The 12,021-nt window shown below is 69.8% G+C and carries 15 protein-coding genes; 11 read left to right on the forward strand and 4 right to left on the reverse strand.

Translation table 11 applies throughout. The features are described from left to right. Window positions 1–57: 57 nt before the first annotated feature. From M2317_RS09465 to M2317_RS09475, 3 genes are read left to right on the forward strand one after another with little or no spacing between them, the layout of a single operon-like run. The gene (locus tag M2317_RS09465; RefSeq protein ID WP_429459497.1) at window positions 58–504 is read left to right on the forward strand and encodes a VOC family protein; all 447 of its coding nucleotides are present in this window, start codon (window positions 58–60) and stop codon (window positions 502–504) included. Continuing rightward, window positions 504–1,208, forward strand: coding sequence for a winged helix-turn-helix transcriptional regulator (locus M2317_RS09470; RefSeq protein ID WP_429459498.1), 705 nt, complete (start codon window positions 504–506; stop codon window positions 1,206–1,208). Before M2317_RS09465 ends, M2317_RS09470 begins: the two co-directional genes overlap by 1 nt. Continuing rightward, window positions 1,205–1,828: a dihydrofolate reductase family protein gene (locus tag M2317_RS09475; protein WP_429459500.1), complete on the forward strand. Its 624-nt coding sequence runs from the start codon at window positions 1,205–1,207 to the stop codon at window positions 1,826–1,828. The genes M2317_RS09470 and M2317_RS09475 overlap by 4 nt, the downstream gene beginning before the upstream one ends. Window positions 1,829–1,835: 7 nt before the next feature. On the opposite strand, the gene M2317_RS09480 is transcribed toward M2317_RS09475, so the two are convergent. The 3 genes from M2317_RS09480 to M2317_RS09490 all read right to left on the reverse strand — a co-directional run bounded on the left by M2317_RS09480 (window position 1,836) and on the right by M2317_RS09490 (window position 4,534). Beyond that, entirely contained in the window at window positions 1,836–2,645 is an 810-nt protein-coding gene (locus tag M2317_RS09480; RefSeq protein WP_429459502.1) for a Cof-type HAD-IIB family hydrolase, read from the reverse strand. Beyond that, window positions 2,642–3,487 (reverse strand): exodeoxyribonuclease III, encoded by an 846-nt coding sequence (locus M2317_RS09485; RefSeq protein ID WP_429459504.1) that lies wholly within the window; start codon window positions 3,485–3,487, stop codon window positions 2,642–2,644. The genes M2317_RS09480 and M2317_RS09485 overlap by 4 nt, the downstream gene beginning before the upstream one ends. Before the next feature lie 414 nt (window positions 3,488–3,901). Continuing rightward, window positions 3,902–4,534 (reverse strand): amino acid deaminase, encoded by a 633-nt coding sequence (locus tag M2317_RS09490; protein WP_429459505.1) that lies wholly within the window; start codon window positions 4,532–4,534, stop codon window positions 3,902–3,904. Window positions 4,535–4,664: 130 nt separating this feature from the next. Here M2317_RS09490 and M2317_RS09495 point away from each other — a divergent pair, with 130 nt between their 5' ends. Genes M2317_RS09495 through M2317_RS09520 form a run of 6 tightly spaced genes read left to right on the forward strand, consistent with a single transcriptional unit; the run spans window position 4,665 to window position 9,736 of the window. Continuing rightward, window positions 4,665–5,375, forward strand: coding sequence for an HAD family hydrolase (locus M2317_RS09495; protein ID WP_429459507.1), 711 nt, complete (start codon window positions 4,665–4,667; stop codon window positions 5,373–5,375). Continuing rightward, window positions 5,368–6,378 carry a phosphate/phosphite/phosphonate ABC transporter substrate-binding protein gene (phnD, locus tag M2317_RS09500; RefSeq protein ID WP_429459509.1) on the forward strand — a complete coding sequence of 337 codons (1,011 nt, stop codon included), beginning with the start codon at window positions 5,368–5,370 and terminating at the stop codon, window positions 6,376–6,378. Before M2317_RS09495 ends, phnD begins: the two co-directional genes overlap by 8 nt. A 17-nt stretch (window positions 6,379–6,395) precedes the next feature. Then, complete coding sequence (gene phnC, locus M2317_RS09505) at window positions 6,396–7,220, forward strand: phosphonate ABC transporter ATP-binding protein (RefSeq protein ID WP_429459510.1); 825 nt, start codon at window positions 6,396–6,398, stop codon at window positions 7,218–7,220. Next, a complete protein-coding gene (phnE, locus tag M2317_RS09510; RefSeq protein ID WP_429459512.1) occupies window positions 7,217–8,026 on the forward strand; it encodes a phosphonate ABC transporter, permease protein PhnE in 810 nt (269 codons plus the stop codon). Before phnC ends, phnE (M2317_RS09510) begins: the two co-directional genes overlap by 4 nt. Beyond that, window positions 8,023–8,895: a phosphonate ABC transporter, permease protein PhnE gene (phnE, locus tag M2317_RS09515; RefSeq protein WP_429459514.1), complete on the forward strand. Its 873-nt coding sequence runs from the start codon at window positions 8,023–8,025 to the stop codon at window positions 8,893–8,895. Before phnE (M2317_RS09510) ends, phnE (M2317_RS09515) begins: the two co-directional genes overlap by 4 nt. After that, complete coding sequence (locus M2317_RS09520) at window positions 8,876–9,736, forward strand: MurR/RpiR family transcriptional regulator (RefSeq protein WP_429459516.1); 861 nt, start codon at window positions 8,876–8,878, stop codon at window positions 9,734–9,736. The genes phnE (M2317_RS09515) and M2317_RS09520 overlap by 20 nt, the downstream gene beginning before the upstream one ends. 1 nt (window position 9,737) lies before the next feature. On the opposite strand, the gene M2317_RS09525 is transcribed toward M2317_RS09520, so the two are convergent. Then, on the reverse strand, window positions 9,738–10,307 hold the full coding sequence (locus M2317_RS09525; RefSeq protein ID WP_429459517.1) for a YbhB/YbcL family Raf kinase inhibitor-like protein: 570 nt from the start codon (window positions 10,305–10,307) through the stop codon (window positions 9,738–9,740). A gap of 52 nt (window positions 10,308–10,359) precedes the next feature. Between M2317_RS09525 and pyrE the strand changes: the two genes are divergently transcribed. Together pyrE and M2317_RS09535 are read left to right on the forward strand one after the other, a co-directional pair. Further along, window positions 10,360–10,917 carry an orotate phosphoribosyltransferase gene (gene pyrE / locus M2317_RS09530; protein WP_429459519.1) on the forward strand — a complete coding sequence of 186 codons (558 nt, stop codon included), beginning with the start codon at window positions 10,360–10,362 and terminating at the stop codon, window positions 10,915–10,917. A 109-nt stretch (window positions 10,918–11,026) separates the two neighbouring features. Then, window positions 11,027–11,929, forward strand: a complete 903-nt coding sequence (locus M2317_RS09535; protein ID WP_429459520.1) for an ROK family protein — start codon at window positions 11,027–11,029, stop codon at window positions 11,927–11,929. Window positions 11,930–12,021: the final 92 nt, after the last annotated feature.

Genomic DNA, 12,021 nt, shown 5'->3' on the forward strand with positions numbered 1-12,021 from the left:
ATTTGCAAGTGTTGTGTCGTCCGCATCGGACGACCGGAATCGACAAGGGAGTCAGAAATGTCCACCAAGATCTTCGTCAACCTGCCCACCGCCGACCTCGAGCGCAGCAAAGCGTTCTACACGGCGCTGGGCTGCGACATCAACCCGCTGTTCACCGACGAGAACGCCGCCTGCATCGTGTGGAGCGAAGACGTGTACTTCATGGTTCTCACGCGCGACTACTTCGGCACGTTCACGGAGAAGCCCATCGTCGACCCCCGCGAGGGCGCGCAGGTGCTCATCGCGCTGAGCCGCGACTCGCGCGAGGACGTGGATGCCGTGCTCGCCGCCGGTCTCGCCGCGGGCGGAACGGAGCCGAACGAGGCCAAGGACTACGGCTTCATGTATTCGCGCGACCTCGAGGACCCTGATGGCAACGGCATCGAGTTCCTCTACATGGACCCGGCCGCCGCAGACCAGGGCCCCGAGGAGTTCATGGCCGAGCAGGGAGCCGAGTCGGCCTGATGGCCGCCCGGAGCTACGGCCAGTACTGCGGCATCACGACGGCCGTCGAGCTGATCGGGGAGCGCTGGGCGATGCTCATCGTGCGCGACCTGCTCGTCGGCCCTCGCCGCTACACCGATCTCAAGCAGGGGCTGCCTCGGATCCCGACCAACATCCTCTCCACACGGCTCAAGGAACTGCAGGAGGGCGGTGTCGTGCGTCGGGTCCCGCTGATGAACTGCGGCCTGGTGTACGAGCTGACGCCCTACGGGCGCTCGCTCGAGCCCGTCATGCTCGCGCTGGGCCGCTGGGGATTCCAGGCGATGGGGGACCCGGAGCCCGGTGATGTCGTCACGCCGGACTCGCTCACGATGGCGCTGCGGACCTCGTTCCAGCCGTCGGGAGCTGCGGATGCCGACTTCGAGCTGCACCTCGGCGACATCGTGCTGCGGGTGATCGTGTCGGCCGGCGACCTCTCCATCACGCAGCTCGCCCCGCCGGCACCCCCCGTCGGCGGTGGCCTGCCGACGGGGGAACCGGATGCCGTGATCGTCGCCGGCCCCGGCATCCGGCGCCTGATCGCCGGAGATGTGACGCCCGCCGAGGCGATCGCGCAGGATCTCGTCGCCGTGGTGCGCGGCGACGAGAGCGCACTGGACGCCTTCGCGTCGACCTTCCACATCGCACCGCTCATCGTGTCCGATTCGCAGAGGAGCGCATCATGACTGGACGCATCATCATCGACCTGTTCACCACCCTCGACGGCGTCGCCCAGGCACCGGGCGGACCGGAGGAGGACGAATCCGGTGCCTTCCCCTTCGGCGGATGGCAGGCGCCGCTGCCGAGCGAAGCCGTCGGGCGCAGCGTCTCCGAGGGCATGGAGACCCTCGACGCGCTGATGCTCGGACGCCGGACCTACGACATCTTCGCCGGGTACTGGCCGCAGCACACCACTGGCGAGGAAGGCTGGATCGGGCAGCTGTTCGATCGGGTGCCGAAGTACGTCGCCTCGCGGGATGCCGGCATCGACCTGTCGTGGTCGGGGTCGACCCGGATCGGCGACGATCTGGTCTCCGAGATCGCCGAGCTGCGGTCGCGCCACCGCGACGTGCACGTGATCGGCAGCATCGACCTCGCGCAGACGCTGCTCGCCGAGAAGCTCTACGACGAACTGCAGCTGTGGGTGTATCCGGTCGTGCTCGGACAGGGCAAGAAGGTGTTCCCGGACGGCGCCGCACCCGCGAACATGACGCTGCTCAGCGCGACGAGCGGCGACGGCGGCACGCTGCTGCTGCGCTACGCGCCCGCCCCGGGCGAGGTGCAGACGGGGACCATGGGGGCTTAGCGCGCGCTCAGGTCAGGAGACGCTCGATCACGAGGGCCACGCCGTCCTCGTCGTTCGATGCCGGGGCGATCTCGTCAGCGGCATCCTGAACGGCAGCCTCGGCGTCCGGCATCGCGATGCCGAGCCCGGCCCAGTGCAGCATCTCGAGGTCGTTGAGCGCGTCGCCGAAGGCGAGGACCTCGGTGCGGTCGATGCCGAGGCGGGTGCACAGCTGAGCGAGACCGGTCGCCTTCGTCACACCCTCGGCCATCACCTCGACGAAGGGAGCGCCGGACAGGGTCGCCTCGAAGCCGGTGAGGCCGAGCGCCTGCAGAGCTGCGAAGATCTCCGGGATCGGGACGGACGGATGCCGGATGACCAGCTTCAGACTCGGTGACGCGAGCACCTCCGCCCTGGACACACCGCCCATGGTCGCCGGGTCGCGCTTGTGGTCGGTGAAGGCGGCGAGCTCGGCATATCCGTGCTGCGCGACGAACGTGGCGCCGACATCGCGCACGCTCGCGAAGACGAGATCGGGGATCACCCGGCCCAGCGCGTCGGCCAGGTCCTGCTGCACGGCGGGCGGGATCTCCTGGGCGAACAGGTGCTCGCCGGTGGTGAGATGCACGCCGTAGGCGCCGTTGCCGCACAGTGCCCAGTCATCGAAACCCGCCCCGGCCGCGACCTGCTGCAGCCCGATCGGCTGGCGTGCGGTCACCGGCACCACGCGGATGCCGGTGGAGCGCGCGGCGTCCAGGGCGGCACGCGTGCGCGGCGACACCGCTTGGGAAGAGTTCAGCAGCGTGCCGTCGAGATCGGTCGCGATGAGGCGGATCACGCGAAGATCATCGGCAGATCGTCATCCTCTTCCACCGCGCCGAAGGCGAGGTCCACGACCACCGGGACGTGGTCGCTCGGCTGCTCGCCCTTGCGCTCCTCGCGATGGATGGACGCTCCGGTCACGGCATCCGCCAGCGCCCGGGATCCGAGGATGAAGTCGATGCGGATGCCCTCGTTGCGCGGGAACTTCAGACGCTGGTAGTCCCAGTAGGTGTACCCCTCGGGGAGGAGCGGACGGACGACGTCGGTGACGCCGGCATCGGCGAGGGCGAAGAACGCCTGGCGCTCGGGAGGCGACACGTGCGTCGAGACGCCCTCGACGATGGCCGGGTCGCCGTTGTCGGCGTCGAACGGGATGATGTTGAAGTCGCCGACCAGCGCCAGTGGCAGGTCCGGGTTCGCGGCGAGCTCCGCCGCCGTCGCGTTCTTCAGCTGCTCGAGCCAGTGCAGCTTGTACGTGTAGTGCGGGTCGTCCAGGCTGCGGCCGTTCGGGACGTACAGGCTCCACACGCGGATGCCGTCGACCATCACGCCCAGCGCGCGCGCCTCCTGCGGGGCATCAGGACCCTCGTGGCCCTTGGCGAAGCCCGGCATCCCGTCGAACGAGGTCCGCACGTCCGTGATGGGCAGGCGGCTCGCGATCGCCACGCCGTTCCACTGATTGAAGCCGTGGACCTCGACGTGATAACCGGCCGCTTCGAACGGCTCGTACGGGAACTGATCCGGCTTGCACTTGATCTCCTGGAAGGCCAGGACGTCGATGTCCTCGCGGACGGCGAACTCGACGGCGCGGGTGACGCGCGTGCGGATGGAGTTGATGTTCCAGGTGGCCAAGCGCATGGCTCAAGCCTACGGGGCGGGGCGGACACTCGTGCGGGGCGGGCTCGTCTTCGGCGTCGTGCGGGGTGAGCGGCGGGCTGCGGGATGCTCCGTTCGCTCGCCGAGGGTCCCTCCCGCTTCGCGGGTCCCTCCCGATGCTCGCTCACGGAGCATCCCTCCGCCCTGTCCGGAACGGGGGAGGCCACCTGGACAACAGGGGAAGGGGGAGGGGCGGCAGCGTCGGCTTCGCCGACGACTGCGTCGGGGGGCACGACGGCTTCGCCGCGTGCCGAAGGGGTCACGGGACTTCCTGCCCGCTGGTTGAGCGAGGGCGGCGGTGCCCACCCGCTGGTTGAACGAGGGCGGCGGTGCCCACCCGCTGGTTGAGCGCGAGGGCCAGCGAGCAGGCGAAACGCGGGGAATGCTGAGCAGAGGTCAGAGGACGGCGTTCCAGCGGAGCCGCGGGAGTGAGGAGTCGAGGTCGGCGAGCAGCGCAGCGGGGTCGGCGACGGGGAACATCGTGATCAGGCGACGTCCGTGCGCGGGGGAGCCGAGAGCGTAGGCGAGGGCGGATGCCGCGGGTCGGCGGTCGGCGATCGCGACGACGGTATCCGCGCCGTCGAGGTGCTGGACGCGCACCGGAGCGGCGGTGATCAGCATCTCGGCGACCTCGGTGACGCGGTCGAGGAGCGTGCGCTCGCCGGCCCACGGCACGAAGGCGTCGGGGGTGAGAACGCAGGCGACGGCGAGGTCGCCATCCAGCCAGCGGTCGCGCTTCAGGCCGTACGGGGTGGGCGTCGTCGAGAGCAGGTAGCCATAGACGTGCAGCAGCCCGGCATTGCCGACCGGCCATGCCGAGTCCAGACCGGCGCGGGTGTGCAGGGCATCGAACATCGATCGGGGCAGGACAGGGGCTCCGACGTTCTCGTCCACGATCGTGGAGCGACCCCAGCGCGCGAATCGGTCCGCCTCGGCGTCCGCATCGATCGCCGGACCGAGCCAATCGAACATCGACAGCACGTCCGCGGCGTCGTACGCGGCGACCGCGGCATCCAATCGATCGATCACGACGACGAGCGTAGCGGGCGCGATCCGTCGCGGCGGAATCGGAATTCACGCGCTGTTCACACAGGATGGTCGTAATGTCCAAAGACGAATGCCAGTATGGACGCATCGTCCCGATCCGATCAGGAGAACCGTGACTCTCACCCTCGTCCTCGACTTCGACGGCACCATCGCGCTCGGCGCTGGACCGCTCGAGGCCTTCGCCCGTGCCGTCGCGACCGCGGCCGACGACCCGACGTTCGCGGATCGCGCGATGGCGGACCTCGCCGCCTTCGAACGCGGCGAGACCGACGCACGCGACGGGTACGACGTGATCAGCACGCTCGCCGTCAGGCAGGGCGTCACCGCCGATGCGCTCGAGGCCGCCTACCAGTCGTCGCGGGCGCTGCTCGGTTCCGACCACGCCGCGATCGCGCCGCCGGGCGGCCTCGCCGACTTCCTCCACCGGATCCACCAGCACGTGCGCGTGGTCCTCGCGACCAACGCGCCAGGCGCCGGCATCCGCCCGGTCCTGGACGGATGGGGCGTGACCGATCTGTTCGACGACCTGCACTTCACGGTCGGAAAACCGGCAGGGCTCGTCCCGATCATCCGGGCGGCGATCGCTGCAGGTCCTGTCCTCTCGGTCGGCGACATCTTCGAGTTCGATCTCGCGCCGGCCGCCGAGCTGGGCGCCGCCACGGCGCTCGTCGGTGCCACTGCCGAACGCTCCCCGGCCGCCGTGACGATGCGCGGCCGGACGATCGCCGACCTGTACGGCGACATCGAAGCCTGGGCCGCGACTGCGGCATCCAGTACCCCCCGCAGCACCACCCTCACCGAAAGGCACGATCCGAATGCGTAAGTCCTTGCTCACCACGGGCATCGCCGCCGTCGCCGTCCTGGCGCTCGCCGGCTGCAGCAGCAGCGCAGCCGAAGAGACGGCAGGCGAGGCGACCGAATGGCCGTCGTCCATCACCCTGTCGCTGGTGCCGTCGGTCGAGGGCGAGGACCTCGCCCAGGCGCTCGACCCGCTGACCACGTACCTGTCGGACAACCTCGACATCGAGGTGAAGGGAGTCGTGGCATCCGACTACGCCGCGACCGTCGAGGCGCTCGGCACCGACCAGGCGCAGGTCATCATCACCGACGCCGGGTCGCTGTACAACGCCACAGAGCGCTACGACGCCGAGCTGATCCTCCGCGATGTGCGCTTCGGCGCCACGTCCTACGCGTCCGTGGCGTACACCAACAACCCCGACAGGTACTGCGAGGACGAGCCGGTCCTGTCGACCTACGCGGCCAGCGGCATCGAGCTGTCCTACTGCAACGGCATCGAAGAGGCCGCCTCCGATGCGACCGGCTCCGGTCCCGCCGGCATCGAGGCGCTCGGCGAGATCACCGACGGCACGAAGGTCGCCCTGCAGGCCGCCACGTCGCCGGCCGGCTACCAGTACCCGGTCGTCGCGATGCGCGAAGAGGGCGTCGACACGGATGCCGGGATCACCCAGGTCCCCGTCGAAGGCAACAACAACGCGGTCCTCGCCGTCTACAACGGCGACGCCGAGGTCAGCTTCGCGTACTGGGATGCTCGCACGACCGTCACGGAAGAGGCGCCGGACATCGCGGAGAAGGTCGTCGCCTTCGCCTACACCGAGATGATCCCGAACGGGGGTGTCGCCGTCACCTCGACGCTTCCCGACGACCTCGTCGCGGAGCTCACCGAGTTGCTCGACGGCTACGCGGACTCGTCCGAAGAGGCGGCATCCGTGATGTTCGACCTCGTCGGCCTGTCCGACTGGACGAGCGAGACCGCTGAGGACGAGATCACCCGCTACGGCGAGATCCTCGCTGAATTCTCCAACTGACACGCTGAACTGAGAACATGCACACTGATCCGCAGCACGCGGAGGCCGGGGTTCTGCCCCCGGCCTCCGCGTCGTGGTCGATCCGTCTCGACGACGTCTCGGTCACGTATCCCAACGGCACCCGCGCCCTCAGCGGTGTGTCTCTCGACATCGCCGCCGGAGAGATGGTCTCGGTGGTCGGCCTGTCCGGGTCGGGCAAGTCCACGCTCATCCGCACGATCAACGGTCTCGTGCCAGCGACGAGCGGCACGGTCACGGTCGGTCCGCACGTCGTGACCGGCATGCGCGGTCGACGACTCCGCGAGATGCGCGGTCACATCGGCATGATCTTCCAGGGGTTCAACCTCGCGGATCGTGCGAACGTGTACCGCAACGTGCTCGTCGGACGCTTCGCGCACACTCCCACGTGGCGGACGCTGCTCGGATTGACCACGGCCGAGGATCGCGAGCTCGCGCTGCGGGCCCTCGATTCCGTCGGGATGCTCGAGAAGGTCTGGAACCGCGCCGGCCAGCTCTCCGGAGGGCAGAAGCAGCGCGTCGCGATCGCGAGAGCACTGACCCAGCAGCCCAGCGTCATGCTCGCCGACGAACCGGTCGCCAGCCTCGACCCGCCGACGGCTCACGCCGTCATGCACGACCTGCGCCGCGTCAACGTCGAGGAGCACCTCACGGTGCTCGTCAACATCCACCTGATGGACCTCGCACGTCAGTACACGACGCGCATGATCGGCCTGCGAGCGGGCGAGGTCGTCTACGACGGACCCGCTGCGGATGCCGCGGACCACGACTTCGAGCAGATCTACGGGCGTCCGATCCAGCCGAGGGATGTGCTCGGCGCATGACGACCGAAGCCCGACGTCTCGTCGTTCCGCCCAAGCCGACGTCACGGGTGCGCACCACGCTCGTCGCCTTGGCGTTCGCCGTGTTCACGGTCGCCACCTGCATCCCCGCCATCGGCGGGATCGACCTGGACTTCGGCGCACTCATCCGCAACTGGAGCAACGGGTCGGGGCTTCTCGCGCAGCTCCTGCAGCCGGACTTCTCGTTCCTGCCCCGGACTTTCGGGCCAATGCTGGAGACGTTGCAGATGGCGGTGGTCGGCGCCGCACTGGCCGCCGTGATCTCCGTTCCGCTGACCCTGTGGGCCGCCGCCCCGACGAACCCGAACACCCCGACCCGCGTCGCGGTGCGGACGGTCATCAACGTCATCCGCTCTGTTCCCGACCTCGTCTACGCGACGGTGCTCGTCGCGATGGTCGGCGTCGGCGCCCTCCCCGGCCTGATCACCCTGTTCCTCTTCGACATCGGCATCATCGTCAAGCTCGTATCCGAGGCGATCGACTCCACCGACCTGCCCGTCATCGAGGCCGGACGCGCCACCGGCGGCGGGCAGACGCAGATCAACCGCAGCGTCGTCCTGCCGCAGACCTGGCCGCTCTTCGCGAACCAGTGGCTGTACACGCTCGAGCTCAACGTGCGCATCTCGGCGATCCTGGGGATCGTCGGCGCCGGCGGCATCGGACGCCTGCTCGACGAGCGCCGGGCCTTCTACGCGTACGACGACGTCGCGGTGATCGTGCTCGAGATCCTCGTCGTCGTCGTGCTCATCGAAGTGTTCTCGAACTTCCTGCGGAGGCGACTGGTATGAGCCTCTCCACCACCGCGCGAGCCATCGGGCTCGACCTGCCGCGGCATCCGTCCCGTCTCGTCCCGACGATCGTCGCGGTCGTCGTCGGCGGAGTCGTGCTGATCGCGGCAGCCGGCCTGCCGATTCCCTGGGGCGACCTGGGTGCGCTGCCCGCGCAGATCTGGCGCTACCTCGTGCTCATGTTCGCCGACCCGAACTGGGAGAAGCTGCCGCAGGCCCTGTTCGAGACCTGGCGTTCGATCTCGATGGCCTGGATCGGGGCGATCGGCTGCGTGATCGTGTCGATTCCGCTCGGCATGCTCGCCGCGAACAATGTCGGCCCGGTCTGGGTGCGCCTGCCCCTGCGCGGGGTGTTCGCGGTCATCCGGGCCGTGCCGGAGGTGATCATCGCACTGCTGCTGCTCACCGTCACCGGCCTCACGCCGTTCACCGGTGCTCTCGCGCTGGCGATCGCCGGCATCGGGACGCAGGCGAAATGGGTCTACGAGACGGTCGAGTCGGTGCAGGAGGGCGCGTCCGAAGCGGTCAGGGCCGCCGGCGGCAGCACCGCAGAGGTGACCAGGTGGGCGCTCTGGCCCGCCGCCGCGCCCACGCTGCTCTCGTTCGCGCTCTATCGCTTCGAGATCAACATCCGCACTTCGGCCGTCCTGGGGCTGGTCGGCGCGGGAGGCATCGGCAGCATGCTCGCGAACTACACGAACTTCCGCGAGTGGGATACGGTCGGGATGCTGTTGATCGTCGTCGTGCTCGCGACGATGCTCATGGATGCGGTCTCCGGCGCGATCCGGCGGCGGATCATGCGCGGTCCACGGATGAGGGCTTCCGTCGCGACGAAGAAGGAGCGCACCGATGTGGCAAGGACCCGCTGACGCGCCGCCCACGGCGCGCATCGCGATGCTCGCCCCCTCGATGCAGCCCAGCGAGCGTCGGGTCGCCGAGGCGATCGCCGCGGACGTGGACGCGTCGATCGAGCGGACCGCGCAGGAGATCGCGGATGCGGTCGGCGTCGGCCGCACGACTGTGGTCCGCACGGCCCAGACGCTCGGGTACGACGGGTATCCGCAATTGCGCGTCGCGCTCGCGCGGGAGCGCGCGAGCGCCGCACCGGTGCACGATGCCGCCGCCGACACCACGATGCTGGGTGCCCTGCGCGGCGCCGTCGACCGCTTCGCGTCCCGGCTCGCCCACACCGTCGCGGCCGTCACAGAGGAGACGCTGGCGGCTTTCGTCGACGAGCTCGACGGATCGATGCGGCTGCTCGTCGCGGCCAACGGCCTGTCGGCACCGATCGGTGCCGACCTCGCGATGCGGCTGACCTCGGCGGGGCGGCCGGCGGAGTACGTGGCGGACACGCTCGGCCAGCAGATCACGGCTTCGCAGCTCGGGGCCGGATCGGCCTGCCTCGTCGTTTCGGGCTCCGGTGTGAACCGGGCATCCATCGACGTCATGACCGCCGCGCGGGCGAGCGGAGCCAGGGTGCTCGCGATCACTTCGTTCCCACGTTCGCCGGTCGCCGAGAACGCGGATGTCGCACTCGTCGTGGCGCCGATCAACGACTCGTTCCGCGACGAGCTGCTGCACACCTCGCGCGCTGCGCTGATGCTGGTCACGGAATCCGTCGTCGGGCTGCTCGTGCGCACACGCGGGGACAGTGCGACAGCGGCGCAGGCTGCGACGCTGTCGGTGCTCGGCCACTCGCTCTCCGAGTAGCTCAGCGCTCCGCCGGGTCGGCCGTCCCGATGAGGACGCCGCGCGCGAGGGCATGGAAGTGCCGATTGAAGCCCAGCACCGCAGGCGTCGAGCCGGGCTCGATGTCGAGCGTCTCGACATCGAGCGCGTCAACGACGAAGAAGTAGCGGTGGATGCCGGTGCCGGCCGGCGGCGCCGCGCCGATGAACCGCTCGGTGCGCTGCTCGTTCGGCAGCACGCGCGCCGAACCCGGCAGCGACGCGGCTGTGCCATCCCCGCCGGGGAGCGACATGGTGCCACCGGGGAGGTCGAATGCGGCCCAGTGCCAGAAGCCCGACCCCGTCGGGGCATCCGGATCGAAGCAGCTGATCGCGATGCTCCGAGTCCCTGCCGGCGGCTGCGACCACTGCAGGGCGGGTGCGCGATCCTCACCGCCGCGGGACGCGGACCAGGCGAACACGGGCAGCGGCCCGCCGGGTGCGAAATCGGGACTGGTCAGCTCCAACGGCGCCACGGGGCGCAGCTCGGCGAGCTCGGCATAGGGATCGAACGAGAACATGAGACCTCCGGCATCCTGTGCGTGCACGGCCACGATAGGCGAGACGCGCCGTCACCTCCAGAGCCCGCGCCCTACACTGGATGCCGTGACCCTCGACGCAGACCGCCAGTCCCTGCTCGCCCTCATCACGGATGAGGCCGTGTTCCACGGCGACTTCACCCTCTCCAGCGGCAAGAAGGCGACGTACTACGTCGACATGCGCAAGCTGACCCTCGACCACCGTGCCGCCCCAGCCATCGGCCGCATCATGCTCGATCTGATCGGGGACCTGGATGCTGCGGCCGTCGGTGGCCTGACGCTCGGCGCCGACCCGATCGCGAACTCGGTCATGCACGCATCCGTCGCGACCGAGCGCCCGCTGGACGCGTTCGTCGTCCGCAAGGAGCCCAAGGACCACGGCCGCGGTCGCCAGATCGAGGGCGCGGATGTCGCGGGCAAGCGCGTCGTCGTCCTCGAGGACACCTCGACCACCGGCCAGTCCGCTCTCAAGGCCGTCGAGGCGCTGCGCCGCGAAGGCGCAGAGGTCGTCGCCGTCGCCGTGATCGTCGACCGCAAGACCGGCGCGCAGGCCGCGATCGAAGCGGCCGGGCTCGAGTGGCGCGCAGCCTTCGACCTCGACGACCTCGGGCTCGACCCGCAGTGACCGTCGGTCGGAGATCTGCGCATCGTCGGAGCGATCGGGCTGATCTGCTCCGACCGAAGGGAAATCTCCGATGCACGAACGCGCAGGGACCGCGCGGAAAGGGAGACCAGTGACCCGCTACGCGCTGGCCGTCGACATCGGCGGTACGAAGATGGAAGCCGCGCTCGTGGCCGACGACGGCACGCTCGTGCGGGGAAGCCGCAGCCGCCGGGCGACGGGCCGTGATGCCACGCCCGCGTCGCTCGACGATGCGATCGCGACCGTGATCGCCCATGCGCTCTCCCGCCTCCCCGACGACGCCGAACTCGTCGGTGCCGGGATCGGCAGCGCGGGTCCGGTCGACCGCAGCACCGGACAGATCCTCCCCGTGAACATGCCGCAGGCGCGCGGGTACGGTCTCGCGGATGCGGTGCGCACGACCGCCTCGGGGATCCTCGGCCGTGAGCTGCCCACGGTCTTCGGCCATGACGGCGGGGCGCTCGCGCTCGCCGAGTCGTGGCGCGGCGCGACGCGAGATGCGCATGCGTCGCTGTCGATCGTCGTGTCGACCGGAGTCGGCGGCGGCTTCGTCGTGAACGGCGCCTACATCGCCGGTGCCACCGGGAACGCCGGTCATCTCGGACAGGTCCGCCGCGAGGGCGGGCTGACCCTCGAGGAGATCGCCTCCGGGCCAGCGAGCGCCGCCTGGGCGCAGACGCAGGGCTGGACCGGCGCGACCGGTGAGGATCTCGCTCGGGATGCCGCGGCCGGAGATGCGACCGCGCGGGCCGCGATCGAGCGCTCGGCGAAGGCTGTCGGAGAGTCGCTGGCGGATGCCGCGACCCTCGTCGACCTCGACGTCGTGGCGATCGGCGGCGGATTCTCGCGCGTCTCGGACGACTACATCGACCTCGTGCAGGCCGCTCTCACCGCCAGCGCGGCGCACGAGTACTCCCGCCGCACCCGTGTCGTCCGCTCCGGCCTGGGCGACGAGGGCCCGCTCATCGGTGCAGCGGCGTTCGTCCTGCGGTAATCAACGCGCCGGCGCATAGAACCGGCGCTCGCAGGGCGAGTCAGGCTCGTTCGAATCGCGCGTATGACCCTTCAACGGGGTGATTCGGGGTC

The organism is Microbacterium sp. ZKA21 (assembly GCF_050434165.1).
Taxonomy (GTDB): Bacteria; Actinomycetota; Actinomycetes; order Actinomycetales; family Microbacteriaceae; genus Microbacterium.

Coding starts and splice junctions, on each gene's coding strand:
- phnE (WP_429459512.1), top strand. CDS start 7,217: ATGACGACCGAAGCCCGACGTCTCGTCGTTCCGCCCAAGCCGACGTCA.
- phnD (WP_429459509.1), top strand. CDS start 5,368: ATGCGTAAGTCCTTGCTCACCACGGGCATCGCCGCCGTCGCCGTCCTG.
- phnE (WP_429459514.1), top strand. CDS start 8,023: ATGAGCCTCTCCACCACCGCGCGAGCCATCGGGCTCGACCTGCCGCGG.
- M2317_RS09520 (WP_429459516.1), top strand. CDS start 8,876: ATGTGGCAAGGACCCGCTGACGCGCCGCCCACGGCGCGCATCGCGATG.
- M2317_RS09475 (WP_429459500.1), top strand. CDS start 1,205: ATGACTGGACGCATCATCATCGACCTGTTCACCACCCTCGACGGCGTC.
- phnC (WP_429459510.1), top strand. CDS start 6,396: ATGCACACTGATCCGCAGCACGCGGAGGCCGGGGTTCTGCCCCCGGCC.
- M2317_RS09465 (WP_429459497.1), top strand. CDS start 58: ATGTCCACCAAGATCTTCGTCAACCTGCCCACCGCCGACCTCGAGCGC.
- M2317_RS09470 (WP_429459498.1), top strand. CDS start 504: ATGGCCGCCCGGAGCTACGGCCAGTACTGCGGCATCACGACGGCCGTC.
- M2317_RS09485 (WP_429459504.1), bottom strand. CDS start 3,487: ATGCGCTTGGCCACCTGGAACATCAACTCCATCCGCACGCGCGTCACC.